This window comes from Leptospira ainlahdjerensis, assembly GCF_016919175.1.
Classification (GTDB): Bacteria; Spirochaetota; Leptospiria; order Leptospirales; family Leptospiraceae; genus Leptospira; species Leptospira ainlahdjerensis.
Genome location: NZ_JAFFPU010000024.1, coordinates 48620 through 69545, shown reverse-complemented (window position 1 = coordinate 69545; position 20926 = coordinate 48620). Strand labels below are relative to the sequence as shown.

The following is a 20926-nucleotide window of genomic DNA, read 5'->3' as shown; positions in this document are numbered from 1 at the left end:
CAAGAAATTATTCTTATCAGTATTCTAAATCGAAATGATTGAAAGTGAAGCGAATACTCGAGAATTCTTACTTCAAAGACTAAGCTAAAAATGATCTTTATGTCAATTTGAAGATGTGGATGAATCTTCTAAAATGAATTTGGCCGCCTGTTTACTGAACGCCATAATCGTATAACTTGGGTCCACTGAAACTCCGGTTGGAAACACGCTTGAATCAGAGACGTAAAGATTTCTAAGTCCATGGACTCGATGTTTCCAGTCGACGACTGAACGGGAAGGATCCTGTCCCATTCTACAACCGCCCGCGGGATGGGGCGCAGCCATCATCATCGAGGCCGGACTCAATTCGAGTCGATCTACTTTGTCAATTTCTTTCTCGGATTCTAATTTTGTTCTTTTGAGGTCGGGAAGAAGGACCCATTTTGCTCCGGCTCGAAAATTCAATTGAACTTGTTTGCGGATACAATCTCGAAGAAAGGCTTTTGTCAACTTACCGAAGTTATACGTTACAGTTCTTTTACCGGAAGAATTTACCGTTATATTTCCGAGTTCAGAAGGAACGTCGTCGATCCATCCGATCGTTCCTCCGAAATGAGGAAGAATTTTCATCAGCTCCCTGTGTTCGGATCCGAAGCCGGGAATTAATGCCGCAAGACTTCCGGGTTGTAGTTGATTGGCCATGATCAGAAATCCGCCTTCGACATATCGTCCTTCTGTAAAACGGGCGAGTCGAAATTCTTCCACACCGAATGCCGAGGGAATATTTCTCCACTGTATAATCGGTTCGTTATAGATAGCGTGAACGAAAGGGGAGGGATTGATTGCCAGATGCTCTCCAAGAGCGGGTAATTTATTTTTCCATCCGTTTCGGAGTAAGAATGTGGAACTTCCGAATCCTCCCGCGGCAATCGCAAAAACGGGAGCTTCGAATTTTAAGGTGATTCCCGATTCCTTTCCGGAAGGACGATCCATCATCACCGCTTCTAGAAATTCTACCTTATCTCCTTTGAGCTCCAAGCGAACGGCTTTGCAGTCAGCGTAGATATCCGCGCCGTTAGCCATCGCTCTCGGAATGTGGGTGACTAATTGACTTTGTTTCGCGCCGAACATACAACCTTGCATACAATGTCCGGACTTCTGGCAATTTTTTCTTGCCTGCGGAACCGGGTTGCCTTCCCAACCAAGAGACTTGCACGCTTTACGAACGAGTTGATTCATTTTATTATGATATTCTTCTTTAGCTGGATGTACGCTGAGGGTTTCATCCAGTTCTTTCCAATAAGGATTGAGGTCTGCGGGGGAATGTGCGTGGATTCCATATTCCTCTTTCCAAAGATTTAGCCGATCATCAGGAGTTCTGTAGCTGTCCGCCCAATAGTGAACCGAGGCACCACCGACGTTCTTTCCGTACACGAGATTGATGGTTCCGGATCCGTCGGTGGCCATATTTCTTTCCGCAGAAACCTTTCCGGCCATATTGAGCTCATGATTGTCGAAAGTTCCGGTATGGTAGTAACCGCCTTCTTCGATAAGAACGACTTTTTTTCCGTTTTTGGAAAGCTCGTAAGCAAGAGTCGCTCCTCCACAACCGGTTCCAACGATTACGACATCGGCTTTGACGGTCCTTGAATCGCCTAAATTCTTCCATTCGTAGACGCGACCGCTCATGATTCCCCCAGCATTTTTTTATAATAGATTCTAGATTCGCTTAATTTTTCCGGAGGATTCGCAAATGGCCCGTCATATGAAATCGCTTTGAAGGCGGATTCGTGTCCGTAGTACATCAAAAAGACGGGCATTTTAAGATTTGCTAATGCAGCTCGAACCGTATCTGAATTTGTCGTTTCCTTCGAACGTAAAAATTCAGCTCTGTCTTCTTCGCTTAATCTGGAAAAACGACTCCAATATCCGCTTACGAGCGGGAGGAATTCTAAGATAAGAATGAGAGATTTAAAATCGTCGGTGATGGCGGAGTCTACGAAAAAGAATTCTTCATCCAATCGCCTAACAACTTCCGCTTTTTGGATATCGGGAAATCCGTTTTCGGGTGGTAAAAGGGTTTGTGAATACGCCTGTAAAAACTGAGCTTCGGATTCGGAAAAGAATAACGTCTTGGGAGCGGCGACTGAATACGATCTCCGACAGAGTAGGGCCCCGATACCGACGCTCAACAAACCCCCGAGACCAAAGCCAAAAAGTTTGCGTCTTGAGATTTTTTCTGAAAACACGTTCATCGTTCCGTGAGTATTCTTATATTAGAATCGGTGTCAATTCTGAAAACAGGGTTGACGAAACAATCGTTCGATTAACTTTGTTAAGCATGGCTGACAAAAACGACAAAGTCAAACAAAACGCTCCCGGTAAATATTATATCGATAACAGCTGCGTTCCTTGCAACGATTGTGTGGAAGAAGCTCCGATGCTTTTAAAATATACGGATGATGAATCGAAAGTTTACTTTCATAGACAACCTGCGACACCTGAAGAAGAAGTAGCGGCGAAAAAAGCTATGGAGATTTGTCCTGTCGAAGCTCTTGGGGACGATGGGGAATAAATAAAATTCCCTATAAGCCGGACTTGTTCCTGAGTTCGGCAAAAACGTTCTCCTCAAATTTCAGCTTAAAATTGCCTTCCAGTTTTTCTTTCTCTTCTCTTCTCTTCTATCGTAAAAATCTCGGGTTACTTGCGGCTTTATCGAGTCGTTTAATGATTGCAAATCGTCTCCATTGAATTTGTATGAAAGACGGTTGGTAACGGCTTTTATCGTCATTTTGGAATGATTTTTGATTCTTTTTTCAAAAAGAATATTAGCGAAAGAATTCGTCTTATTTTTTCTATTTCAACTTTTTACGAAAAAAGAGAATTCGATTTTGTATCGGATTGTTTTCGTAAAAAAATGATTGATTTAGAATCACTCACGGCGGGCCTATTTTGAATAAATTGAATATTCAATCTCCAGAATTTTTTAAACTATTGGTTCAAAGAAGCCCTGAGCTGATTTGTTATCATAATCCTGACGGCTCTTACATTTATGTGAGTCCTGTGGTCACTTCGATGTTAGGCTATCAACCTGAGGAATTGATCGGACGAAGTCCTTATGATTTCTTCAATCCCTTGGATAAAGAACGTATTTTTAAGAACTCTCATGAACCCGTTCAAAAAGGATCGGATTTCGAGCATATCGAATATCAGTTCCTTCGAAAGGACGGAAAGTATATATGGCTTCAAACGATTGCTCAATCCGTCCAAAATGAAAAGGGAGAAGTGATCGGTATTCTTACCAGCTCGCGAGAATATTTAGGGCTGACTGCAATCTTAGACGAGACCGAAAAAAAACAGGCTCTGGAAGAGGTTCGTTTATCCGAGGAAAAATTTTTCAACGCTTTTTACTATTCGGGTGTAGGTATGGGTTTGGTTTCTTTGGAAGGGAAGTGGCTGGAGGTCAATCCGCATCTTTTGGATATTTTAGGGTATTCGAGAGAAGAACTTTTGAAGCTTACTTTTCAAGACATTACTCATCCGGACGATTTAATAGAAGACCTTGCACTTGTTCAAGAGCTTCTCGACGGTAAAAAGGACAGCTATAAATTGGAAAAGAGATACTTTCATAAAAACGGAAGTATTATTTGGATCCTTTTAGTCGTATCGATCGTAACGGATCCTAAAAAGAAACCTCTGTTTTTTATTTCGCAGATTCAGGATATTACGGATCGAAAAAACTTGCTTTCCGCTTTGATCGAAAAAAACGAAACTCTACAATCTCTGAGCAATCGTCTAACAGAGAGAAATGCACAACTGGAAGAATTCAATCAAATCGTATCACACAACCTCCGAGCTCCGATCGGAAACATTTTTACCTTGGTTCAAATGCTTCTGGAAAAGGACGCCACGGACAAAGAGGATCTTCTTGGATCTCTTGAAATCAGTGCAAACGATCTGATGTCTACCTTGAATGATATTATCGAAGTAATAAAAATTAGAAGAAATTTAAATATCGATAAACAGATTGTTTCTTTCCAGGAAGCTTTTTTGAAAGTGCAGAATCTACTTTCCGCGCAAATCAAAGAGATCGGAGCTGAAATCAAATGTGATTTTACTGCAGCGCCTGAGATTCTTTATCCCAAAGTTTATTTGGAGAGTATTCTTCTGAATTTAATGAGCAATTCTTTGAAATATTGCGAACCCAGTCGCAAATTGGAAATTTCCTTCGTCTCATTCAAAGAGGATAATCGATTTTTCTTAGTGGCGCGAGACAACGGACTCGGAATCGATCTTCAAAAATACGGACATCAAATATTTAAAATGAATAAGACCTTTCACAGGGAAAAAGAAGGACAAGGGATCGGTTTATTTATGACTAAGAATCAGATAGAATCTTTAGGCGGCGAAATCACGGTCGAAAGTTCCCCTGGGCGTGGGACAGCTTTCGTCATAAATTTCAACAAGTACAATGATTTTGAAAAACGATAATATGAATTTTTGGTTAATCGATGATGACACCATTTATATCATGATTGCAAAACGATTCTTAGCAAAGGACGGAAGAACGAAAAAGTTAAGAGACTTTCAGGACGGCGAGGTCGCTATCAAACAACTTCGGACTCTGAGCGAAAAATCGGAAGAACTTCCGGATGCGATTCTTTTAGATATCAACATGCCATTTATGGACGGATGGCAATTTTTAGACGAGTTCAAAAAAATCCAAGATGATCTCGCCAAAAAAATCACCATTTTTATGGTAAGCTCTTCTGTGGATGAAAGAGATATCGTAAAAGCAAATTCTTTTCCGGAAGTAAGGGGTTACATTTCCAAACCGCTTACGCAAGATCATATTCGAAAGCTTTATAACGATTTAGAATAGGTCTGTATCCAAGAACGCGTTATCTGCAATCCTTCTTTTGTTTCTATCTTGGGTTTGTAGCCTAAAACCGATTTTGCCTTTTCTATAGAAACCGCATTTTGTCTAAGGATAAAATTAATCCCTTCCGCCGTGGCGGGAGGTTCTTTTCCGATGGATTTGTAAAACGCAGCCAATATAAAAATCAAAACTTTCAGTAACCAGGCCGGAGCCGAGAGTGGTTTGGAAAGTTCTGCGGATTCAGCCAGAAGGAAGAAGTATTCTTTCCAAGTCATCGTGGTTCCGTCGGTGATATTAAACGCTTCGCCCCAAGCTTCTTTTTCTAAGGCGAGTAACGTGCCTTCTACGAGATTATCAACATAGGTTAGATTGATTCTTCCTTCGCCACCGTTCGGAAGTGAAAATAATTTTTTCTTCATCAGTTGAATCGGTCGAACGACCCAAGGCCCTGATCCGGGTCCGTAAACGTCGCCCGGACGGATAAATAAAATTCCGAAAGACGGAGGATCGTTGAGCGGGAGGAGTGCAGATTCTCCCTCGATCTTTGTCATACAATAAGGATTTCCTTCGCCTCGAAAGGGTCCTTCTTCGGAAATGTTTGCAGGATAAGAAAAGCCGTAAACCATCACGGAAGAATAATGAATCATACCCTTTGCACCGGAGGCTCTCGCGATCTTCGCTAATTCTACCGAAGAATCCACATTCACTTTTCTGAATTCTTCTAAGGAACCTCCTTCTCTCACGATGGCCGCAGTGTGAATTACGTAATCCGATCCGGATACTGCCTCTTGTAATGCGAGGGGATTGCTCGTGCTCCCGTGAATGATCGTAAAACCTTCTTCACGAAGTACCTTAACCTTTGTCGGATCGAGCTCGATTCCTCGAACAAGAATTCCTCGTTCCTTAGCGATCTCGGCTAAACGTTTTCCGATGAATCCGCCGATTCCGGTTATACAAAGGGTTTTGCCTCTTAAATCTATCATTCTCCCTGACCTAAGGAGAAAGCCCGTTTTCCGTTAAAGTAATATAGGTTTTCAGTTTTTATCACATCAAAACCGGCTTCGTCCAATTTCAAAAGTAATTCCCCGATTTGTTTGTGAGAGATCGGGTAGTAGGTCGGATTTTCTGGATGTAAAAGAGCTTCTTTGCTGACGAATCTACATCTCCAATGATCGATTAGAAACGTTTCCGGTTGTCCGTCCGGATAAACTTTTACGCCTCGATTGGTGATAATCTTTAACTTTAGGTCGCCTGCGATGGATTCCAATTTTTTTCCGAGTTCGTTCGGATCGTTTCCGGTCCAGTCTAGGAAAACGTCCGTTCCAACCAGTTCTTTCTTCTGTAGAACTCTCTTATATTCAGGAATTATAATATTCTTAGCCTTTCCAAAAGATACCGGTTTGAACTTTTCGGGAAGATGGCCCAAGTTTCCGATCACCGCTTCTGCAAATTCCTTTGTCCCAACCTTGATTCTGCTCACACCGGGTTTAAAAATATCGCCGGTATGAATTCCTTCTTCAATCGTCAGCAACCAAGCGTTGTTGATCTTCGCGGCAATGTCGGGCTGTCCGATATGAACCAACATCATGACCGCCGCATTCAGGAGCCCAGATGGATTTGCGATATTCTTTCCCGAAATATCCGGGGCTGATCCGTGGATGGCCTCGAACATAGAAACGATTTCACCGATATTGGACGATCCCGCCATACCGACCGAACCCGCGATCTGCGCGACGATATCGGAAATGATGTCTCCGTAGAGATTCAAAGTTACTACTACGTCGAAGTTTTGAGGTCGATCGGCGAGGTTCGCCGCTCCGATATCGATGATCTGGGAATTGGATTCGAGTTCCGGGTATTCCTTCGCGACTTCCTTAAATATATCATGGAACAGTCCGTCCGTCTGTTTCATGATATTATCTTTAACCATAGCCGTTACTTTTTTGCGGCCGTAGGCCTTTGCATATTCAAACGCATAACGGATGATTTTTTCAGAACCGGGACGAGAAATTAATTTGAGACATTGGACCGTATCGTTTGTCTGCTGGTGTTCGATTCCGGTATAAAGGTCTTCCTCGTTTTCGCGAATGATTACGATGTCTAAGATCGGATGTTTGGTTTCAACGTAAGGATAAAGGGAAAAACAAGGTCGAACGTTTGCAAAGAGGCCTAACGTAGTTCTCACAGTTACGTTTAAACTTTTATAACCGCCTCCTTGTGGAGTTGTGATAGGGGCTTTTAAAAATACTTTTGTCTCTCTTAGAACGTCCCAGGCTTCCGGTTTGATTCCAGAGGAATGTCCCTGTTGATAAACTTTTTCTCCGATCTGAATCTCGATCGGTTCGATCTTGGCTCCGGCCGCTTTGAGAATCTTGAGAGTCGCGTCCATAATTTCAGGACCGATTCCATCACCATGAGCGATTGCGATTTTAGTTTTTTCGGACATTCTCGTCTCCTAATACTTCAAATAGAAAGAGAATCGGGAAAGCGGTCAATTCCCTTCCTGCGCACTCGTGATGAAAGAAAAGAAAATTTGAACCGAACGGAGGATTATCCCTTTTGGGATCGAAATTCTAAGATAAGAATTGGAGAATTTTATAATCTAAAAAAGCGAAACTTCGAATCGTAAAATCGATCTTATTCGATTTCGAAGTCCGATTCGGAATCCACAAGAAACTCTTCGCGGGAATAAATCAGTTCCATCACGTCGTCCATCCAATCCGGCGTTCCATGATTGGGATCTCCAAACGGATCGTTGGCTCTGTATTGTCTCATGATTTCGCTGTGTTTCAGAATTTGATCTTTTGTGCTTGCGTTCATATTAGAATTGTCGGTTTAAAGAACCTTTTCATGACAGATTTCGGAAATAATTAATAATTTCTTTCCAAAGGTATAACCAAAAAAAGATTTATTTTTGCGATTTTTTTAGCCGAAGTAGCGTCGAGTGGGAATCGAAGTTTTTGAAAAGGAGGAGAATAAAGGAGCCTAACGATTGTCAGGCTCCGAGAAAATTCTTAGAACAACTCGTTTCCTTTGAAGAAAAAGGAAATTTCGAGAGCCGCGTTGTCGTCGGAATCGGAACCGTGTACCGCATTCGCTTCTTTGCTTTCCGCAAAAAGAGCGCGAATCGTTCCCGCCGCCGCTTCTTTCGGATCGGTGGCGCCAATCACTTCTCTCCAGTGAAGAACTGCGTTGTCCCTTTCAAGAGCAGCAGCTACGATCGGACCGGAGGACATGTAAGAACATAAGTCGTTGTAAAACGGACGAGCTGAATGGACTTTATAGAATTGTTTTGCGTCTTCGAGGGACAACTTGAGGTATTTTAAACCAAGAATTTTGAATCCTTCTTTTTCAATTCTTGCGAGAATATCTCCGACGTGTTTGTTTTTAACACCGTCAGGTTTGATCATGATAAACGTTCTGGACATTTTTTTTCCTTATTGAGAGAGTTTTTTAAGTAATGCTTTGCTTACGATCCCCGGAACCTGATTGCTTACATCTCTTCCGTGCCTTGCAACTTCTTTTACGATCGTGGATGAGATAAAAGAATATTCGTTCGAAGACATCAAAAAAACGGTTTCCACATCGGGAGCGAGTTTTTTGTTCATCAGAGAAATTGCATATTCGTAGTCGAAGTCGGTAACGGCTCTTAAACCCCGAATGATGCTGGTTGCTCCGACCTTTGCACAATAATCCACGGTAAGGCCTTGGAAAGTATCGATCTCCAGGCCTTTCATTCCTTTTGTAACCTCGCTGATAAATCCGAGTCTTTCTTCGATCGAAAACAAAGTCGTTTTGTTGGAATTCACCGCGATCGCAATGATCACCTTGTCAAACAAGGTCAAAGATCTATGGAGAATATCCAGATGACCGTTTGTCAACGGGTCGAAAGAACCCGGATAGATCGCGACTCGATTCATTTTTTACGAAGCCTTGCCGTTTCTTGCGCTGGGAGTCCGTAGATATTGATAAAACCTTCCGCATCTTTTTGATTGTACAATTCTTCTTTTTCGAAAGTAGCCATTTCAGGATTGTAAAGGGAAACCGAGGATTTTCTTCCCACAACGGAACAGGTTCCTTTGTACATTTTCACCTTTACAGTTCCGGTGACGTATCTCTGCGTTTCCGAAACAAAAGCGCGGACCGCCTTCATTCTGGACGAGAACCAATGTCCGTTGTAGATGAGTTCCGCTAATTCTATGGATAACTTGTCTTTGTGATGTTGTGTATCTCTGTCGATCGTGATGGATTCTAAATCCCTATGAGCGATGAATAATACGGTTCCGCCAGGAGTTTCGTAAACGCCTCTCGACTTGATTCCGACGAGTCTGTTTTCTACGATATCAACTCGACCAATGCCGTGTTTGCCGGCGATCGTATTGAGGGTTTCCATAACTTCTAGAGGATTCATTTTTTTGCCGTTGACCGCGACGCAATTTCCTTCTTGAAAGTCGAGTTCTACGTATTCCGGTGCGTCCGGGGCTTTTTCGGGAGAAGTCGTCAGAAGGAACATTTTCTCATCCGGTTCTCTATAAGGATCTTCTAATATACCCCCCTCATAGGAAATGTGCATTAGGTTTCTGTCCATAGAGTAGGGTTTTTCCGCGGTTACGGGAACCGGGATACCTTTCGACTTCGCGTATTGGATGAGGTCGGCTCTTCCGCCGAATTCCCAGATTCTCCAAGGAGCGATGATTGTTTTTTCGGGAGCCAAAGACTTTACACCGAGCTCGAAACGAACCTGATCGTTTCCTTTTCCGGTCGCTCCGTGAGCGAAGGCGTCCGCTCCTTCTTTTTCGGCGACTTCTACCATGGCTTTTGCGATCAGTGGTCGTGCCAATGATGTTCCTAAAAGATAACGCATTTCATAGAGCGCGTTTCCTTGAATGGCTGGAAAAATAAAATCCCTTGCGAATTCTAAACGAAGGTCTTGGATATAAACCTTGGAGGCTCCGGTCTTAATACCTTTTTCTTCCAATCCCGAAAGTTCTTCTTTTTGACCCACGTCCGCGGTAAAAGCGATTACTTCACAACCGTAGGTTTCTTTCAGCCAGGTTAGAATTACGGATGTATCCAACCCGCCTGAGTAAGCTAGGACGATTTTCTTAACTGGTTTGCTTTGCGCCATTCTGAGAACACTGAAATCCGATCCAGGTCTGTGGACAACCGGATTTTATGGGTTCTATCCGGGGATTTTGAAACATTCTTATTAGAATGGCGTTTGTGTGAAAAGTCCTAGAAAAAAGGATTTAAGAATTTCCATCCGCCCAGTCTCGTGCCTTCTGATTTGCGTTCGGCTGATTGGTCTCGATTTCATAACGGATATGTTCAAATCCGTGTAAACCTTTTACAAAAAGAATTTCTCGGGTACGCGCCTTTTTATGAGTAACGGATTGATCGTGTTTATCTTTTTTATACTGGTAAATTCTAAAAATGATCGCAAAAGGTTTGCCGTTTTTAAAACGCCATTCGAACATTCGTTCCTTATCCAAAAAGGTGAGATCTTGTTCTGCGACGGGAATTGCCGCATCCGTTCCGTTAAAAATCCCGATTCTTACTGATTTTTCTCCGGAATGAATTTCCAGTTTGTAAGCTCCGTAACCTTTGCAGATGACTGGAATGTCTTGTCCTTCTATCGCAAAGGAAGGATCTTCCTTACAGTCTTTCGACAGATTCGTATATTTGCTGGTGTAATTCAGTTCGTCTTCGCCGAAAATCGGAATACAAAAAACGGCGAAGACGAGAATCGTGAGGATGTATTTTTTGGAACTCATAACTTTTCAACAAGCGGTTCCAAATCCTTATTACGCTTTTTTACAATTACCGCTTAACCGGAAATCGATCTCCAATCCGATCAGTAACAACCTCTTCCAAGAGAAGTGATCTCAACAGTCCAATCGGCGTTTGTATTTTGTTTTTGAATCGTAAAATCCGAATCGTTGCAAGTGTTCGAGGTACCGTCAGCCGATTTCCGTTTCATATCTCCCTGGTATCGATACCAGAATCTATCACCGGAACTTCCGAATTCTCCATCGTCTATTTTGAGATCGGAAAAAGTATATTCTCCCGAGTACTTATCGTTCAGGGTTTTGAGAATGATTTCTTTCACCTTCGGTTTTGCAGGAGCACTCTGATCCCCGCCGGCCATCTTTTCAACGTTACCGATTCCGACTTCGGAAAAATTCCACTGGTTGGATTTGCTGAGAATGTAATTTGCGCCCGCTTCGAATTTCGTTTTTGAGTTTCCCTTTTTAGAAACAACGATAAAAGGAATTTTGTATTTCGTTTCCACGACCTTTCCTTTCGAATCCGTCTTTTCTAAAACAACGGGTTCTCCTCCGCTTTCGATGGATTCGATCGTTTCTCCTTTGTATTTTTTGGCCCAATGCGAACGTACGTCCGCTTTTGCTTTTTCCTCACTTGGCGGAGTCGGCGCTTCCGAATAAAGTGCGGTCGTGAATAAGGCAATCGTCAAACAAAACACTAAATATCTCTTCATGGTTTCTCCAAAGAAAAAATTCGGAATCAAATTCCGTAACGAGAAAGAATAGACGAATTATTTTAGATTTCAATCTGGAATCTAAAATAAATAAAATATTTATCAGTTTGCGGGCGGGGAAAATTTTCCTAAGAAGGATTCTAAAACCGGATCTCCCCGCGATTCAATAGGGAAAGATGCGACAGGTGTGAAAGCGGTTTTAGGAAAAACAATTTTGTAGCGAAGAAAGAAAAATTGTAAAAAATATACGGGAGAAATTATCGTTTGTGTTGAAATTTCAAAAATTCGATTTCACTCGACGAAGAAGGTTTTTTCCTCCGATTTTAAACTTTAGGATTGTGTCGGTTTAAAATTCATCCTAAGTTGTTGATATTTTCGAAGAAAGAATTTATATTTTCCGGAACGCGGAAGAAGAATGGGATGGTTCGGTCTTAGGAAGTATTCGTTCTGATTCATCCGCGGACGTCTCTTCTTTATAATCTCGGTTGAGAACCAACAACGAAAGATTTTTTAAAAAAGGGTTCATCGATTGCGTCGGACCTTCCGGATGTAAGAGTTCTTTGGTAAGGGAAATTTTTGCGATTTTAGAATTCGGAATCCAGGCGGCGTTTATGGATTTTTCCAAGGATTCTCCGGGGAGTAAGAGACCGCGATTTTTTTCGTAATAACACCGCGTGGGTCTATTGCAGAATCTAACCATGAATTGTGAAGAGCTACAACGACGATCGCCCCGAGAAACGGAATTTTGTAGGAGTTCCTACATGAGAATTTTTTCTTGCAAAATTAGAATTTTCTGATAGAGGAAAGTCGTCCGGAGTTTTTCCACCACCCGCCCCGCCACCCAAAAATTGGGCGGGGCGCGCGACTTTTACAAAAGAGCGTCGTAGTTCCGACAAATCTTCTGAAGATCCTGCCGACTTGCGGGTAAGGTTATGCAAGTTGAGCGGGTGGACCGTAATTAGAATGCAACTCCTGCACTTTCACATCCTGTTTTTCTATTCCAAAGTGAGGACCCCATCCGATCGTTTGCAAAAAGCTAAGATTTTAGAATAAATTTCGATCGAATCCTTTTATCGATTTTCAAAACGAATTATAAATTCTAAATCGATAATTTCAGAATATGGAAATATTTTTCGTGAAAGTTCAACGGAAAAGATCAGATGGTTTATAATGATTATTTAATATATTTGAGTCTATATGACTTCAATCCATTCTTGAATTTTACGAAGAATGAGAACCATCGCATAAGTATCTAACTTGCAGTATTGAATCAGATTCTTCTCGATTTCTTCTTTTTCGGAATCCGAAAGAGATTCTGTTTTGACCCTTAAGAATTCGGAGTTTGCCATTTGACCGGACTTGATTCCAAGATCCTTATATGATCTTCCCGTAATAACGGGAAGAATCGTTTTCAAGGATGTACTTCCCTTTTGATCCGGATGGTAGTAATCGTATTCCCAAAACGGTTTTGCCAAATCGACAAAGTCTTCCTGGATCGATTTGAGCCAAGGTTTGTATTCAGGAAAAGCCGCAGCCGATTCTTCCAGACATCGTTTTTCAAATTTATCGTTGAAACAAAGAATTGTTCCACCCGGCGGCATCCATTGTTCCAGTTTTTCCAAAATTCCTTTTCTTGGGTCGGTAATTCCGTCGTCGATATAGAAAAAACTTTCAGGCTCTTGAGACAGATCGTCCCGAACGATATGCAATGAAAATAAGAACGGAACGTGTTGAAACGGGTACGAATTCGTATAGACCGGAATCGGAGGATTGATCGATTCGAAATCCAGGAAATAAATCGGATATCGAATTTTACTCAAAAATTCGGAAAAAACTTTCTGATTGGTAAAAGGTTTACCCGTCTGTACGGTTTGAATCTGCGTTTTTTGACGATGAGTAAGGCTTTCCGTTTCTTGAATGTCTCTTAGGTTTAAGATTCCCTTTTCGTAAAATTTTCCGGATTCCTCCTTTCCTTCACGAAGTGTAAAGATATCCCCCGGGATCTTCGGAGTAAGGCAGATTTCCGGATAAGAACAGTTTCTGGGATGAGAACACATGCGACTTAAATAACGAGCGGGTCGTTTCTTTCCGGATAAAAGGTCGTATAAAGAATAAGCGAGTTCTTTCGTTTCTTTGTCCTTTAGCGTGGTCTCTGCGGTAATGTCTTTTCGGATAAAAAAATCTTCGGGTTTGATCTTTCCTTCGTAAAAAAATTTTGAATTTACGAACATCAAAGTGCACTTCGAAATCGGAAACCCCGCTTCTTGCGCCACGAACTTTTGAAATGCAAATTCTTGAATATGTTGTTTTTTGAATGAACTAGAGGCTTTTAGGACTACGATTTCATAAGTTCCCGGCTGTTCGGAGTTTGGAAGAATGTATTCCGTTTTCATGGAAAATTTGTCGGTCTCTAAACAGCCGGACCTTACTCCTTTTCCGGAGTTCAAAATTCTTCTTGTTTCGGTTTCCGAATAACGGACGTTTTTAGAATTCGGATAGAGAAGATGGGAAAGTTCTCTCAAGGCGGACTTTTGTTTGGGGGAAATGTATTGGTGTTCGTAAGGATCGAAATCTGGACGAGGTTCGTAAGTGTTTAACCAGAGGTGGTATTCACAGTGAAGACCGGTTGTAAAGTGAGCTTTTGTCAGTTTTGGAATTTCTCCTTCCGGTCTTTTTAAAGACAGAAGGATAGAAACCCATTCCGGAAGAAACTTCCGAAACGGGTAAATCCATTTTAAAATCGAGTATCCCCGGCTGTTCAGGCCAGAAGAACCTTGATATCCTTAGGACTGGAAACTGCGTAGATTTTATTCTCGGATGTTCCCATGTTTGCCTGAGTCAATTTTTGACTCACGACACTCGGTCCAAAGTCGATACCGGTTACGTTAGGTGTGTTTACGAACGCTTTCACGGCCTTATCCCAGTAGAGCGTCTTAATCAACATTTCTCTAAAAAGAGGAAGGCCGATTCCGTCGTCGGATTGCATGTTCCTTCCGTCAAAGATCGAGAAGACGGGAGTTTTCAGATCGGAACCTTTGAAATCAAATCCGATTCTTTCCATATCTAAAGGAACGGTTTTATTGGTATCTTCCATGTGAGGAGAATGAAAAGGTGCGGTCGTCTTCAGATAAACGAACTTCACTTTTTTCTCGTCCATTTCCGCTTTGAATTTTTTACGAAGTTCTAAAAGGGATTCAGGGCTACCGGAAACGATATTTGAATCGGGGGTGTTGAAAAGACTTACATAAATGGCTTTGCTTCCGCTAAGACCCAGAGATTCGTTTGTTTGTTTGACTCTGTCTTCTAGTTCTTTTTGTAAATAACCAATGACCGCAACCATTGGGGAAGGTTGTTTGTCTCCGACTTCTTCGTTCGCTTTGATAAGAGCTTCGGAAGGATTGTACGGACCGACGAGTTCTTGAGCTCTGTAGCCGATATACAAAACGAATTTTAAGAATTTTGCATACGCGGAATAAAAGTCGGCCCCTTCTTTTCCAAGCGCGATTAGAGCGGAGGAGATCACACCTTGACTATGACCTGTAACTCCGATCGAATTGGAGATCAATTCAGAAACCGGAAATCCTTTGTTGGTGAACGCGATGTAATTTGCGATTTGGGTCAGGAAGATACCGACGATCGAAACGGGAGCGCTGCAGAGATAGTTTTCATCCGGCGCGGTATCCGGGCTTTTTACCCAGCTTTCGAAATCGTAACCGCCGTAGATAATCTTCGTATCTAATTTTGGAACTTCTTCCGCAATGGTTTTAAAAGAAATGTCGAAGAATTCTTTGAGAGACGGCTCGGATTCATAAAGTTTGGAGAGTTCTTTCAAGAACGGAGATCCTTGTCCTCCAAATTGCAGAAAGAGTTTTCCTCCTCCTGTCTTTACTTGAGTCAGAAAGTTTGCGATTGCCATGAACTTTTGTTTTCCTTAGGTGTTTAAGGATGGATCCCGTTTCATAGGTGGTTCCGCAATTCTTTTTTGGTGGTTAGAGTTCTGAAGGGTCTGAATTGACATAACTCCTTTCATTTTTAATGAGAAATCAGTATAATTTAAAAGAATTCAGCCCTTTTTAAAAAACTCATCGGCTCGCGCGGAACTAGAGCCGCAAAGGATTTATCGCGGAAAAAATAAAATTGGCAGATCGGAAACGGACGTTATTTTTGCGAATCAGTAAAACCCATGTGGATTGAATTGTTCGGATACGCGAGTTCACTTTGTGCCTTTCTCATCGGCGTGATGCTGGGTGTAAGTCGAAGAAGTTCTATCTCTTTAAAGATAGGATCCTTTCTTTTTATCGCGATTTCAATTTGGCTGGTGCAGCTTCACCTTTTTATCTCTGGAACCTTGATTCGATTTCCGGAACTTGTTTTCTTACACGTTCCTTTTGCGATCTTCTCCGGACCCTTGTTTTATTTGTTTATCCAATCCGTTTTTGAAGAAGAATTTTTGTGGAAACGAACTCAGTGGATGCATATCGTCTTGGTTTTGATCCTGGCTTTTTTCTTTCTTCCCATCGCTCTAATACCTAAGGAAGACAAGGTCGAACTCTTTCAAAAAAACCTTTCGGTGATATCTCCGGCTCTTAAATACTATATTCTATTTTTCTTAAATATGAGCTATATAGTTCCAGGAATATACATCGCGTTTTCATTTCGTTTATTATTGAACGCGAGAATTCTTTTTTCCGTCGGGAAGGAGAAGGCCCTTTTTGTATTTTATTCGATTCTTGGAATTTTTGCCGTCTCGATGTCGTTTACATTTGTCGGATTTAGAATGGAATTGACATTCCTAAAAGCGATCGGGGCCGTCGGTTTTTCGACGGGAGTTTTTTTGATTTTCATTCTTCTTTCCCGTTATCCGGACTTCTTAGATCTCGTAAGCAGAGATATTCGAGAGATTCAAAGAAAACAAAATCGAATCCATTCCGATCTTTCGGAATCGGCTTTGGAAAAATTAAGATACTTATTCGAAGTCGAAAAAATCTATCTCAACGACGATCTTTCATTGAAGTCTCTAGGAAATCAACTTTCACTCCGGCCCGATCAGCTTTCACAGGTTGTAAACGATTCTTACGGAATGAACTTCAACCGATTTCTAAATTATCACAGAATTCGAGAGGCGATTCGCATTCTAAAAGAGGATCCGGAAGCGAAGATCATTCACGTCGCAATGCGTTGTGGCTTTAACAGCAAGAGTTCTTTTAACGAATCCTTTCGAAGGGAAACCGGGACCACACCTACGGAATATTTCAAAAAAAAGAGTATGGAATCATGAATCCCGTCGACTCAAATCGAATTTCACGTTATCTTCTCTTGTATGTCCAATGCAAACTTTGAGAATTATAAAAACCTCGCTCAGTTGTTTCGAGATTCGATTCAGACTAACAAAAACGAAAAATCATTTCTAACGAAGAATTCAAAGGGAATCTTTGAAGGCCCGACCTATGGAGAACTCTACGAAGACGTTTTGTCTTTAGCTTCTTATTTGATTGAAAAATGCGGGCTGAAGCCGCAGGAGAACGTCGCGATTATCGCCGACAATCGATTGGAATGGATCAAAACGGACCTTGCCGTTTTGTTTTCGGGTGCGGCCGACGTTCCGCGAGGAAGCGACGCTACGGTTCAGGATATGGAATACATTCTATCTCATGCTGATTGTAGAATCGTGTTCATTGAAAATCAAAACGTATTCAAAAAACTGAATTCGATTAAGGATAGATTACCAAAATTGGAATTTATAGTTTTGATGGAGGGAACTCCGGAAATATTTAGGGAAGGAAACGTTCTTTCCTTTCGAAAAATTTTATCAGAGGGGGAACAGCTTTCCAAGAAGGAAGTTTTATCTAGAATCGATAAAATCGAGCCGGACGATCTTCTGACCCTAATCTATACTTCGGGAACGACTGGAAATCCGAAAGGTGTGATGTTGACCCATTCAAACATTCTGTCTCAGATTCGAAACATCCCTTTGGGATTGGAAAAGAACGACAAAATTCTTTCGATCCTTCCCGTCTGGCATATCTTTGAAAGGATCTTTGAAATCATTTCCATAACTTTCGGTTGCAAAACATACTACACCAATATACGTTCTTTGAAAGAAGATCTTCAGATCGTAAAACCCACGTTTATGGCTTCCGCGCCGAGACTTTGGGAAAGTATCTTTCAAGGAATTCAGTCCAAACTTCAAGGGATGCAAGGTATCGGAAAATTCTTATTTATTTCCGCGCTTCGAACAAATCGGTCCCGATACAAACACGTTTCCATACTGAAAAACCGAAAACTAAAAATGGAGCAGGATTCGTTTCCGCTTTCTATACTCAAGAAACTTTACTCTTTTATAATGTTCTCCATTGTAACGGTTCCGGCGAAAATTTTGGATCGGATCGTTTTAAAAAAAGTAAGACAGGCAACTGGCGGAAATTTAAAGGCGAGCGTTTCCGGAGGCGGCGCCTTGCCTCAACACGTAGACGAACTTTTTAACGCGATCGGAATTCCGGTCTTGGAGGGTTACGGTTTAACGGAGACAAGTCCGATTCTCGCGATGAGAACACCCGAAGAATTGATCGTAGGAACGGTTGGAAGGATTTTTCCACAAACTGAAATTCGCATCGTAGATATCGCAACCGGTAAGGATATTTATCCCGGAGCCAACCCGTTCGGAAAAAAAGGAGAACTGATCGTAAAAGGCCCTCAGGTAATGAAGGGTTATTATAAGAATCTCGAAGCGACTGAGAAAGTTTTGCAGGAAGGTTGGTTTAAAACCGGTGATCTCGCAGTCCTTACCGCGAATTCCTGTTTAAAGATTGTGGGAAGAATCAAGGAAACGATCGTTCTTTCCAACGGAGAAAATTTAGAACCGGTTCCGATCGAAGCGAAGTTGCAAGAATCTCCTTTGATCGAATCTTGTATGGTGGTCGGGCAAGACAAAAAATTTCCGGGAGTTTTGGTAGTTCCCAACTTAGAAAATCTCAAAGAATACGGTTCCGATCTCGTCGCTATTTGTAAACATCCGGAAGTAAAAACGTTAATACGAACTGAAATTTCAAAGATGATCAGCGATCAGAACGGGTTTAAGTCGTTTGAAAGAATCGGAGGTTTTAGTCTACTCGATCGTTCATGGGAAAAGGGAGAGGAATTGACCGCGAAACTTTCTCTGAAAAGATTTTTGATCACTGAAAAATATTCAAAACAGATCGATCAAATTTACGAAAATGGAAAGTAATTGTAAGAAAGAAAATCCGCCAATATTCGATGACGCCCTTTGCGGAGGGCGTTATTTTTTTTCGAAAACGAAAAATAGCAAAAACAATCCATTTTAAAATCCTTCCTTGTGATATCAAAGAGTTATCACGATAAAAGAGGAACGCATGAATTTCAAAAGTATTCAAAAGGGGATTGTCACTTCTCTGCTCCAAGAATCGAAAAGTTTTTATACGCATATGCTCGGGTTTCGGGTTAAATTCGAAACCGACTGGTTTTTGCTTTTAACGCTTCCGGACAATCCGGAATTCGAAATCGCTTTTATGCTTCCGAATCAAGAACAGGTAAGAAAAGACTACTTTCGTAAAGAATATTCCGGAGCCGGAGTTTGGATCATCTTAGAATCCAAGGACGTCGCAAAAGACTACGAGACCATGAAATCGAATCGAGCGCCGATCGATCTTCCATTGACGGAAGAAGAATGGGGAGACGTTCATTTTACGCTCGTTGATCCGAACGGAATTGGAATCGACGTCGTTCAAGCAAAAGAACCGGAGGAATTTCGGGTGTAACATGAACCGGAAAATTTCAAACCTCGGAAAAACGATTCTATCTCGTTTGAAAAAAGCGGGCATCAAAAATTTGGAAGAGCTAAAACGATTGGGCTCTGTGAAAGGCTATTTGCGGATCCAGTCCTTGGAATACAAACGATTGCCCTTTTGTTATTATCTTTATTCGTTAGAAGGGGCGATCCTCGGAAAATCTTGGAGAGAAATTGAAGAAGACAGAAAACGGGAACTGAGACAAAAAGTCACGAAGTCTCGTGAGCAAAAAAGAATCCAACAAACTTTACCCGGTTTGGGATCACATACAAAAGAAAATCGGAGAGCCGATCGGACTTAACCAGCTTGCTTTTTTGTCCAACTTTTCCCCTTGGCATTTCCATAGAATTTTTTCCAAACTCCAGGGAGAATCGGTGCAAGAACACATACGCAGGTTACGTCTTGAAAAGGCCGCGTATGAACTTAAAATTTCCAATTACCCGATTTTGGAAATCGCAATGGAAGCGGGTTACAAATCCAACGAAGCCTTTACCAAAGCTTTCCGAAAAGTTTTCGCACAAACCCCGAAAGAGTTTCGAAATCAAACTCGAAGACGAAAGTATTCGGATTGGAAAGTAAGTGAAACTCCGGAAGGAATCGATCTTCGGGAAATTTATAAAAAGGAAATTGCTCCGATTAAAATCGTATATGTGCGTCGCCACGGTTCTTACGAAGAATATCCGGGACCAAAACCGGATTCTTCCGAAGTCAAAACACTTTTGGATTTTCTGTATTCCAACGATTCTTCCGAAAACAATCACCAATGGATTGGTGTTTCTCAGGACGATCCGGAAATCACCGTTTCCGAAAAAATCAGATTCGACTTAGGAGTAACGATAGGTAGCGAAGAATTTTTAAAAACCGAAAACCTCGGGAAACAAACGATCACAGGCGGAAAATACTGTGTGATTCGTCACAGAGGGGATTACGAAAAACTTCCGAAAGTATATTCGTTTTTGTTAAATCATTGGGCTCTCGATCAAAAAATGATTTTAAGAAATTCTCCTCCCTTCGAGGTTTATTTGGATCCGTTTCAGAAGAAATTTAAAAATCGGGTAACGGATATTTATATTCCGATTCAAAAATAGAGGCGCCCGTTGTATCAAATCGCAAAAACGGACGGCTTTTGTTTTTATTCCCGAAAACTTTTTTCTTAACTTGGAAAAGAGAAAGTTTCAAGAAACGAGTAAGAATTCAAAGGACAAAAATGAAAACAAATTCGTTTTCATTTTTTAGCTTCCGTTTTTCTTTCCAAACCCAAGAATAAAGAAGAATAAAATTCTTTCCTGGCGAAAGCGAGAAAACTTCCCGAAACGATCAGAAAGAAACTCATCGCAAAAGGAGGAAAACCGATTCCGGATTGTAGAAACAAAAGATAAGAAACGATGTTTGCGACGATCGGAGCCAGGATCAAAAGACCGAGCGCCGTCCATCTTCCCGAAAGAATCAAAATTCCTCCGATGATTTCCGTAACACCGAGGATTTGCCAGAGATATCCCGTTTCCATCAAAGAGCCGATAAAACGGGCCGCTTGAGGAAGCATCGGCGGAGAAGGTATAAACACAAAGAATTTGTTGATCCCGAACGAAAGAAAAATTCCTCCGATTGCGAATCGGAAAAAAAAGTCTAAAATTTTCATAAGATTCTCCATTACTTGTTTAAACAAGTAATTTCACCTAAAGCGAAAACTTGAAATTTTACAAATCTTTTTTATTTGTCCGAGCAAATAAATTTAAAAAATTCTTTTCTGAGCTCAATTTCTAC

Annotated in this window: 22 protein-coding genes; 8 read left to right on the top strand and 14 right to left on the bottom strand. The window is 41.5% G+C overall.

All coding sequences use genetic code 11. The features are described from left to right. Nucleotides 1–102: 102 nt before the first annotated feature. The gene (locus tag JWG45_RS05600; protein WP_205278783.1) at nucleotides 103–1668 is read right to left on the bottom strand and encodes an FAD-dependent oxidoreductase; all 1566 of its coding nucleotides are present in this window, start codon (nucleotides 1666–1668) and stop codon (nucleotides 103–105) included. Then, nucleotides 1665–2234: a hypothetical protein gene (locus JWG45_RS05595; protein ID WP_205278782.1), complete on the bottom strand. Its 570-nt coding sequence runs from the start codon at nucleotides 2232–2234 to the stop codon at nucleotides 1665–1667. The genes JWG45_RS05600 and JWG45_RS05595 overlap by 4 nt, the downstream gene beginning before the upstream one ends. A gap of 86 nt (nucleotides 2235–2320) precedes the next feature. Between JWG45_RS05595 and JWG45_RS05590 the strand changes: the two genes are divergently transcribed. From JWG45_RS05590 to JWG45_RS05580, 3 genes are all read left to right on the top strand, one after another. Further along, on the top strand, nucleotides 2321–2554 hold the full coding sequence (locus JWG45_RS05590; protein ID WP_205278781.1) for a ferredoxin: 234 nt from the start codon (nucleotides 2321–2323) through the stop codon (nucleotides 2552–2554). Between the two features lie 377 nt (nucleotides 2555–2931). Beyond that, complete coding sequence (locus tag JWG45_RS05585; RefSeq protein WP_205278780.1) at nucleotides 2932–4470, top strand: PAS domain-containing sensor histidine kinase; 1539 nt, start codon at nucleotides 2932–2934, stop codon at nucleotides 4468–4470. Nucleotide 4471: 1 nt separating this feature from the next. Continuing rightward, nucleotides 4472–4861 carry a response regulator gene (locus tag JWG45_RS05580; protein ID WP_205278779.1) on the top strand — a complete coding sequence of 130 codons (390 nt, stop codon included), beginning with the start codon at nucleotides 4472–4474 and terminating at the stop codon, nucleotides 4859–4861. Here the strand turns inward: JWG45_RS05580 and JWG45_RS05575 are convergent. From JWG45_RS05575 to JWG45_RS05525, 11 genes are all read right to left on the bottom strand, one after another. Further along, nucleotides 4843–5841 (bottom strand): NAD-dependent epimerase/dehydratase family protein, encoded by a 999-nt coding sequence (locus tag JWG45_RS05575; protein ID WP_232380538.1) that lies wholly within the window; start codon nucleotides 5839–5841, stop codon nucleotides 4843–4845. The two genes, JWG45_RS05580 and JWG45_RS05575, sit on opposite strands and share 19 nt — an antisense overlap. Continuing rightward, nucleotides 5838–7304 carry an NADP-dependent isocitrate dehydrogenase gene (locus JWG45_RS05570; protein WP_205278778.1) on the bottom strand — a complete coding sequence of 489 codons (1467 nt, stop codon included), beginning with the start codon at nucleotides 7302–7304 and terminating at the stop codon, nucleotides 5838–5840. The genes JWG45_RS05575 and JWG45_RS05570 overlap by 4 nt, the downstream gene beginning before the upstream one ends. A gap of 191 nt (nucleotides 7305–7495) precedes the next feature. Next, nucleotides 7496–7678: a hypothetical protein gene (locus tag JWG45_RS05565; protein WP_205278777.1), complete on the bottom strand. Its 183-nt coding sequence runs from the start codon at nucleotides 7676–7678 to the stop codon at nucleotides 7496–7498. A gap of 194 nt (nucleotides 7679–7872) precedes the next feature. Continuing rightward, complete coding sequence (locus JWG45_RS05560) at nucleotides 7873–8286, bottom strand: nucleoside-diphosphate kinase (RefSeq protein WP_100784672.1); 414 nt, start codon at nucleotides 8284–8286, stop codon at nucleotides 7873–7875. Nucleotides 8287–8295: 9 nt separating this feature from the next. Continuing rightward, a complete protein-coding gene (coaD, locus tag JWG45_RS05555) occupies nucleotides 8296–8778 on the bottom strand; it encodes a pantetheine-phosphate adenylyltransferase (RefSeq protein WP_205278776.1) in 483 nt (160 codons plus the stop codon). Continuing rightward, nucleotides 8775–9986, bottom strand: a complete 1212-nt coding sequence (locus JWG45_RS05550) for an argininosuccinate synthase (RefSeq protein ID WP_205278775.1) — start codon at nucleotides 9984–9986, stop codon at nucleotides 8775–8777. The genes coaD and JWG45_RS05550 overlap by 4 nt, the downstream gene beginning before the upstream one ends. A 121-nt stretch (nucleotides 9987–10107) precedes the next feature. Then, on the bottom strand, nucleotides 10108–10632 hold the full coding sequence (locus JWG45_RS05545) for a hypothetical protein (RefSeq protein ID WP_205278774.1): 525 nt from the start codon (nucleotides 10630–10632) through the stop codon (nucleotides 10108–10110). A gap of 80 nt (nucleotides 10633–10712) precedes the next feature. After that, the gene (locus tag JWG45_RS05540) at nucleotides 10713–11357 is read right to left on the bottom strand and encodes a hypothetical protein (protein WP_205278773.1); all 645 of its coding nucleotides are present in this window, start codon (nucleotides 11355–11357) and stop codon (nucleotides 10713–10715) included. Between the two features lie 388 nt (nucleotides 11358–11745). Continuing rightward, the gene (locus JWG45_RS05535; RefSeq protein ID WP_205278772.1) at nucleotides 11746–11982 is read right to left on the bottom strand and encodes a hypothetical protein; all 237 of its coding nucleotides are present in this window, start codon (nucleotides 11980–11982) and stop codon (nucleotides 11746–11748) included. A 568-nt stretch (nucleotides 11983–12550) separates the two neighbouring features. Next, on the bottom strand, nucleotides 12551–13804 hold the full coding sequence (locus JWG45_RS05530; protein ID WP_232380550.1) for a DUF2779 domain-containing protein: 1254 nt from the start codon (nucleotides 13802–13804) through the stop codon (nucleotides 12551–12553). A 311-nt stretch (nucleotides 13805–14115) separates the two neighbouring features. After that, a complete protein-coding gene (locus JWG45_RS05525) occupies nucleotides 14116–15273 on the bottom strand; it encodes an ACP S-malonyltransferase (RefSeq protein WP_205278771.1) in 1158 nt (385 codons plus the stop codon). Between the two features lie 267 nt (nucleotides 15274–15540). Between JWG45_RS05525 and JWG45_RS05520 the strand changes: the two genes are divergently transcribed. From JWG45_RS05520 to JWG45_RS05500, 5 genes are all read left to right on the top strand, one after another. Then, the gene (locus JWG45_RS05520) at nucleotides 15541–16635 is read left to right on the top strand and encodes an AraC family transcriptional regulator (RefSeq protein ID WP_205278770.1); all 1095 of its coding nucleotides are present in this window, start codon (nucleotides 15541–15543) and stop codon (nucleotides 16633–16635) included. Nucleotides 16636–16677: 42 nt separating this feature from the next. Beyond that, on the top strand, nucleotides 16678–18582 hold the full coding sequence (locus JWG45_RS05515) for an AMP-dependent synthetase/ligase (protein WP_205278769.1): 1905 nt from the start codon (nucleotides 16678–16680) through the stop codon (nucleotides 18580–18582). 145 nt (nucleotides 18583–18727) lie between these two features. Next, nucleotides 18728–19132: a VOC family protein gene (locus JWG45_RS05510; RefSeq protein WP_205278768.1), complete on the top strand. Its 405-nt coding sequence runs from the start codon at nucleotides 18728–18730 to the stop codon at nucleotides 19130–19132. Between the two features lies 1 nt (nucleotide 19133). Beyond that, on the top strand, nucleotides 19134–19463 hold the full coding sequence (locus JWG45_RS05505; protein ID WP_205278767.1) for a TfoX/Sxy family DNA transformation protein: 330 nt from the start codon (nucleotides 19134–19136) through the stop codon (nucleotides 19461–19463). Further along, complete coding sequence (locus JWG45_RS05500) at nucleotides 19384–20250, top strand: AraC family transcriptional regulator (protein ID WP_332476287.1); 867 nt, start codon at nucleotides 19384–19386, stop codon at nucleotides 20248–20250. The genes JWG45_RS05505 and JWG45_RS05500 overlap by 80 nt, the downstream gene beginning before the upstream one ends. A gap of 137 nt (nucleotides 20251–20387) precedes the next feature. On the opposite strand, the gene JWG45_RS05495 is transcribed toward JWG45_RS05500, so the two are convergent. Further along, nucleotides 20388–20801 carry a DoxX family membrane protein gene (locus JWG45_RS05495; RefSeq protein WP_205278766.1) on the bottom strand — a complete coding sequence of 138 codons (414 nt, stop codon included), beginning with the start codon at nucleotides 20799–20801 and terminating at the stop codon, nucleotides 20388–20390. Between the last annotated feature and the right edge of the window lie 125 nt (nucleotides 20802–20926).